The organism is Bacillus sp. MYb78 (genome assembly GCF_002975115.1).
GTDB classification, from domain to species: Bacteria; Bacillota; Bacilli; order Bacillales; family Bacillaceae_G; genus Bacillus_A; species Bacillus_A cereus.
Genome location: NZ_PCOB01000036.1, coordinates 20,915 through 27,731, shown reverse-complemented (window position 1 = coordinate 27,731; position 6,817 = coordinate 20,915). Strand labels below are relative to the sequence as shown.

The window sequence follows — 6,817 nt, the reverse complement described above, 5'->3', positions numbered from 1 at the left end:
ACCTTTGACAACTTTAAACTTTGTTATTTCTCAGTTGACATACTACCGCAGGTCTTTTCATTTATACAATATGATAAAGTGAAACTTTAATGAGTGGGGTTTTTGTCCGTACTTATTAATTATTACCCCTCACCAATCGGACTAATAATCACCCAATGCATCTATATATATGCATCACCTCCGCTTTCATTCCTTATTCCACTCAAAAACCTTCTCCCCCTTCCGTGACATATTGAAAAATAAAAAAGAAGCTATAACATATAGCTTCCCTCTACGTTTCTTTAATCTTTATGCACCGTATATTCCATGACTTTTCCATCTCTATCAAATTGGAAAACAAGCTGTTCGCTATCTATTGGAATAAAGCCACGTTCAGTCCCAAGATAATACAAAGTGGTAACTCCTTCTTCCCCACTTCTCGTTTCCGTTGGAGCTCCTAACAATTGGATAATTCCTTCATTTGATTTCCCTATTAATTTATATTTTTGTAATAGATCATCTACCATATGTACCCGCTTATCTGCATGATTTAACCATCTATTTTGATTAAACTTTGATGTATATTCATTTACACTTAGTTGTACAGTGCACACTATTAATGGTATGAGTGCTACTATTAAAACCCCCAACATTTGCTTCTTTTCTTCATTACGATTTTTAGAAACATATAAAATAGCCCTTTGAATCATGACTAATAAAACAAATGGTATGAATACTACAAAAATGCTCCTTACACTTAAGGGTATATGGACCATATCAATGACGAATATAAATACAATGTACATTACTATATACAAACAAAAATATACATACAAAATGCCACGTAGCATAGCGTTCAGAAAGATCTCCCCTTTTAACTCACTATATAATTCATCCGGCTAATCATTTCTCGAATCTGTTCTAATTCTTGCGCTGTATATACTACTTTCCCTGCTAAAATTTCATTTCTGAAGAACGTTACAATTTGCTCCCGATCTTTTAATCTAGGTGTTTCCTCACTAGAAAGATCTATTATTTCTTTTCCATTTTCATTATAAAAATATACAACTGGTTTTACCTTTTCTTTTATACTATTAGCCTGCATTTCTTTCAAACAATTGTATAAAATTTGAGATAGTTTCTTCGCCTTATATACTGGATTCCCTTCATTTTTCACTTGTATAGTTGACGAATCTTTACCTACTATATATTCAAATGTCTCTTCTTTTTCAAGTTCTTGTTGATACTTACCCATTTCATCAATCATAAATGAATATATACCAGCATTTTCTTTCGTTAAACCATGAATTAATTTCTCTTCCCATTCTTTCGTCTCAAGTAGATAAATACCAGTTTTGCACAAGATGAGATGATGGATTCGATTATCGTTTATTTCACTATTATTTTTAATAAAAACATTCGGCATGATTTCAATTTCAGCATCTAATATGATGCCTTTCTCTATGAATCCTCGCTTCATATAATGTAATGTTTCGTACATATTCATTTCAGCGCCGTTTTTAGTATATTCTCGTAAATTTGCAATTAATTTTTGAAACATATGTATTTCGTTATTATGTTTATTTTGTATTTCACTACGTTCTTTACTATGTTGCATAGCTAATTGATTTTTCATCATACGCATATTTTCAATTTCTCTATTTGCACTTACTTGTAAATCATTGTATTTTTTCTGTTCCATATTTTTTAAATTATTTTGTTGTTCTTTATGCTCTATCACCGTAGCTGCAATTTCGTTTTCATACGTTTCAATTGCTTGTTTCTTTTCAAATTCTACTTGCTGACTCTCTGATTCTAACTGTTTATTTTTATAAAACAGCACAAATACTACAGCTAATAATATTAAAACCGCACCTATTAGCACATAATTCATATTTTTACCCCTTTATTTCATTTTCTATTATTTTTTTAAAATATATCTACTATAGTATACTATGGTTTCGATATAGACTTTGTAAAAGTTGTATATTTTTAATAAAAGGCACCTCTGACGGGGCACCTTTTATTTTCACTCTATTGTACACCATACTGAATATAACTTGGATCGTAGTATATCCATTGATTTGTCCCTAAGCAAAGCCATCCATCTTGCTTACTCCATACTCGATACGATTCACCATGATGTAACTGTCTTATAACATTTCCTTTTAATGATGGAGCGTCACGTAAATTTACATTATCACCAGTAATAGTCGCCACATAATGTTTATACTGAATATAACTCGGATCATTATATACCCACTGATTTGTCCCTAAACAAAGCCATCCATCTTGTTCTCCCCAAACTTCATATGTTTCGCCACGATTCAATTGGCGAATTATACTAGACTGCAAAGATGGTCCACTTCTCAAATTCACATTATCTCCATTAATTATAGCAACCCCGTACACTGGAGTTGCATTATTAGGCGGAGAAACATTCCCTCCACCACTTGCTCCATTCCCTTGTAAAGCTTCTAGTGAAACTGCAGCTGATACATCACAATTTCCTACACCTGAAATTTGTCCAGAATCTGTGTACTGCCATGCTGTCCACGCTGTCCATCCACCAGCATCAGCAGGCGGTGTACTCGAGTATTTAGCAATCCAAAGTGGAATATCACTTAATCCGCTAATTCCGAACTCATTAATATACCAAACTCCTGTATATAACATTACATCTTTTCCAGTAGCCTGTTTCACATAATTTATGAAGCTTCTTGCCCAATTCGATATAGCGCTACCAGTTAAATTACTATTACTCGGATCTTTTGGTGATTCTAAATCCAGAACTGGCATTAAGTCTGTCTGGTTACTTTGTAATATACTCACAAAATATTTCGCCTCTGAAATTGCATCATTTTGTTCTGGACGTGCAAAATGGTATGCACCAATTAATACATTCGCACTTCGGGCTGCTTGTACATTTTTAGTAAAAGTAGGATCAATGTAATTTACACCTTCTGTCGCTTTTGCATACGCTGCTGGAATTCCAGATGCCTTCACTGCATTCCAATCAATATTCCCTTCCCAATGAGACACATCAATAAACGTAACATTTGAACTCGATCTGTTTTGCATATAAAATCTCCTATCAATTTTTTTACTTCGTATACATACAATATGTACAAGTTTCATAAGAGGACACGACATTTATGCTATAGAAACAAAGAGTAAATATATTTTGTATACAAAATAAAAAAGACCTTGTATTTACAAGGCCTTTTGCAAACTCCCTTTATTTTGTAACAAGTACATATTATAATACAAACCTTGCTCACTTAGTAATTCTTGATGTGTTCCTCTTTCTACTATCTCTCCATCATGCATCACAAAAATTTGATCTGCATCTTGAATTGTAGATAACCTATGCGCAATGGCTATCGTCGTTCTACCTTTTCGCATTTGTTGCAACGCTGTTTGAATAGCCTCTTCTGTTTCTGTATCGATATTAGCTGTTGCTTCATCTAATACTAATACTTTCGGATTCGTTGCTATCGTTCTAGCAAAAGCAATTAATTGTCGTTGACCGCTTGAAAATGCTGCACCTCTTTCTACTACTTCTGTTTCATACTGCTCTGGTAACTTTTCAATAAACGTATTCGCTTGCACAAATCGAGCAGCTTCTTTTACTTCTTCATCCGTAATTTCTTCATTATACATACGAATATTTTGCTTTACATTTCCAGCAAATAAAAATGCATCTTGCAATACGAGTCCTATTTTCTTTCTAATTTCTCGTTCTTCAAATTTTTCTAAATCTACACCGTCTATTACAATATTTCCTGACTTAAGATTATAAAATCGCATTAACAAATTCATAATCGTACTTTTTCCGCTACCAGTATGCCCAACAAAAGCAACCGTTTGCCCTTGTTTCACGTGAAATGATACATTTTTTAAAACGTCACGCTTTCCATCATACGAAAAAGTAACATTTTTAAATTCAATATCTCCATCCACAACTTGAGGATTCTCATTGCCTTTTTGAACCGGTGCTAAATCTTTCTCGTCCATTAAATGAAATACACGTGATGACGAAACAAGTGCCTGTTGGAAAAAGGACAATTTCATCATCATCTCATTTACAGGTTGGAAGAAACGATGTATATAGTTAACAAAAGCATATAAAACGCCTACTTCAACAGGGCTCTTTAAAGCATCAATCCCAAATAAACCTAGTACTAAAGCAATAGCTACAATATGTACTAAATCCGTAGCTGGTCGTAAAAGTAATGCGTCTAACTTCAATGTACGTCGCCCTGCACTATAATGTTTATTATTCACTTCTTCAAACTCTTTTCTCATACGTTTTTCTTGTCTGAACACTTGAACAATATTCATTCCTTGTATGGACTCGTTCAATTTTGCATTTAACACGCTTAGTTGATTACGTACTTCTAAATAAAAAGCTGCACTTTTCCGGCGATATAATACCATAATCGCGAACATTATCGGAATTAATACGAGAGAAAATAACGCTAATTTTACATCTAATAAAAACATCGCTATTAAAATACCTACTAAAAAGACTACATTTTTCACAAATGTTGATAATACACTGACATAAAAATCTTTAATCGCTTCCGTATCATTCGTTATACGAGATACGAGCGTACCAATTGGCGTACGATCAAAGAAACTTAATGATAGCTTTTGAACATGTTCATATACTTCAACTCGCATATCTTGAACAATCTTAAAAGCAATGTTCTGAAAGTACAATAGATTTAAATACGTAAATAATACTTTTAATAAATGAGCAACTATGTAAATTACAAATAAAGTAACGAGTGCTGATCGTTCAAAATCCCGCGGTACTAGGTGTTCATCGAGGAATTGTTTAATTAAAAAAGGCCCCATCATTTCCGTTACTGTCGCACCAACTAAAAAGATAAATGCTAAAGATAGCAACCCTTTATATGGCTTCATATAAGAAAGCAATCTACTTAAATCACTTCGCTTCTTCTCTACCATCATACGCCTCCTTTCTCAACTAAAGCTTCTAATTGCTGACTTTCATACATTTCTTTATACCAGCCGTTTTCCTTCATTAATTCTTCATGTGTACCTCTTTGTACAATTCTACCTTCATCAACAACAAGAATAAGATTGGCATGCTGAATTGCACTTAATCGGTGTGCAGTAATAATCGTCGTTTTCCCTGCTCTTTCCCTCTTTAAGGCACTTAAAATTGTCTCTTCTGTTTTTGCATCTACCGCTGATAAACAATCATCCAAAATTAAAATTTCAGCATTTGTTAATAAAGCACGAGCAATAGAGATTCGCTGTTTTTGACCACCAGATAACGAAACGCCTCTTTCCCCTACTACTGTTTCATATCCTTCTGAAAATTGGAGGATATCATTATGAATACAAGCAATATCTGCAGCTTCGGTAATTTCATTATATGTAGCATCCGCCTTTCCAAAGGCAATATTCTCACCAATACTTGCTGAAAATAAAAAATGATCTTGCGGCACATATGAAATAGCAGAACGGACACCATGAAGTGTTAAATCTCGAATATCTCGCTCCCCAACTTTTAATTCACCATTAAAATGATCATACTCACGGATTAAACATTTTAATAAAGTCGTTTTCCCTGCACCTGTACGTCCTACAACTCCTAGTGTTTCGCCCTTCTTCAAATCAAAGTGAATATCGTTTAAATGTAACAGTTCATTTTTCTTATACGAAAATGAATCAACAGCAAACGAAACATTACCGCTCGCTATTGTATGTACAGCATTTTCTCTATTTACTACATCTGATTTTTGTGAAAGAATTTTTTCTACACGGTCATATGAAGCACGCCCACGCTCCATAATATTGAACAACCATCCAAACGCTAACATTGGCCAAACGAGGGTACCTAAATATGTCGTAAATGTAACGAGATCACCTACTGTTAATTCACCTCTTACAACTAATACCGATCCGTAACATACTGCAATTAAAAAAGAAAATCCAACGATAAGAGCGATTGTCGGATCAAATAACGAATCAATACGTGCAACTAACACATTTTTATGCACAACATCTTCTGATTTTTTTCGAAACGCCTGCAAATCTTCTTTCTCTTGCCCAAGCGATCGAATCACTTTCATTCCACTCATACTCTCTTGCACTTTATCATTAATTTCCGAAAACGATTGCTGTGCTTTATGAAACCTTTTATGTAATAACGTTCCATAATAATTTGTCGAAATGGCTACAATCGGCATCGGAATTAAACTTAACAATGTTAACTTCCAACTAATTGTAAAACCCATCGCTACGAGTACACATCCCCCAACAGCTAATGAATCAACAAGCGTTAAAACACCCGCTCCAGCAGTTTGCTGGATCGCTTGAATATCATTGGTCGCATGTGCCATTAAATCACCTGTTCGATTTGACTGATAGAAAGATGGACTCATCTTTGTAAAATGTTCATATAAATTTTTTCGTAATTGGCGAGCTAATTTTAACGAAGACCCGAAAATCATAATACGCCATATGTAACGTAATATGTACATCGTAATACCTACAATTACTAATAGTACAACCCAATTTAGTAACTTATTGGTCGTCAATGTTCCATCATTAATTTCATCTACAACGATTCCAATTACTTTTGGTGCTACAAGTTCTAAAAGTGCAACGCCAAATAATAAAATAATTCCGGTTATGTATGCTCGTTTTTCTTGTTTAAAAAACCACGCTAAATTCATAAACACTTTCATTTTTTTCCTCCTCCCTTAAAATGAGCGATGTTTTCAGTTTATCAAAAATACAGAATTTTTAAAAGTTTTAAAAACTGTAACTAACAAAAAGAAAGACACTCTTAGCGAGT

5 protein-coding genes are annotated in these 6,817 nt (G+C 33.9%); all 5 read right to left on the bottom strand.

Going from position 1 to position 6,817, the window contains the following annotated elements; translation table 11 throughout:
* Nucleotides 1-281: 281 nt before the first annotated feature.
* Nucleotides 282-830 (bottom strand): hypothetical protein, encoded by a 549-nt coding sequence (locus CQ064_RS31575; RefSeq protein ID WP_000943755.1) that lies wholly within the window; start codon nt 828-830, stop codon nt 282-284.
* A gap of 23 nt (nt 831-853) precedes the next feature.
* Complete coding sequence (locus CQ064_RS31570; protein WP_001110272.1) at nt 854-1,873, bottom strand: NERD domain-containing protein; 1,020 nt, start codon at nt 1,871-1,873, stop codon at nt 854-856.
* Nucleotides 1,874-2,013: 140 nt separating this feature from the next.
* Nucleotides 2,014-3,060, bottom strand: coding sequence for a GH25 family lysozyme (locus CQ064_RS31565; protein WP_001181401.1), 1,047 nt, complete (start codon nt 3,058-3,060; stop codon nt 2,014-2,016).
* 132 nt (nt 3,061-3,192) lie between these two features.
* Entirely contained in the window at nt 3,193-4,956 is a 1,764-nt protein-coding gene (locus CQ064_RS31560) for an ABC transporter ATP-binding protein (protein WP_000229518.1), read from the bottom strand.
* Nucleotides 4,956-6,707 (bottom strand): ABC transporter ATP-binding protein, encoded by a 1,752-nt coding sequence (locus tag CQ064_RS31555; RefSeq protein ID WP_000862466.1) that lies wholly within the window; start codon nt 6,705-6,707, stop codon nt 4,956-4,958. Before CQ064_RS31555 ends, CQ064_RS31560 begins: the two co-directional genes overlap by 1 nt.
* Nucleotides 6,708-6,817 lie beyond the last annotated feature (110 nt).

Excerpts from the sequence above, each read along its gene's own strand:
- CQ064_RS31555 (WP_000862466.1), bottom strand. The coding sequence starts at position 6,707 with ATGAAAGTGTTTATGAATTTAGCGTGGTTTTTTAAACAAGAAAAACGA.
- CQ064_RS31565 (WP_001181401.1), bottom strand. The coding sequence starts at position 3,060 with ATGCAAAACAGATCGAGTTCAAATGTTACGTTTATTGATGTGTCTCAT.
- CQ064_RS31570 (WP_001110272.1), bottom strand. The coding sequence starts at position 1,873 with ATGAATTATGTGCTAATAGGTGCGGTTTTAATATTATTAGCTGTAGTA.
- CQ064_RS31560 (WP_000229518.1), bottom strand. The coding sequence starts at position 4,956 with ATGGTAGAGAAGAAGCGAAGTGATTTAAGTAGATTGCTTTCTTATATG.
- CQ064_RS31575 (WP_000943755.1), bottom strand. The coding sequence starts at position 830 with ATGCTACGTGGCATTTTGTATGTATATTTTTGTTTGTATATAGTAATG.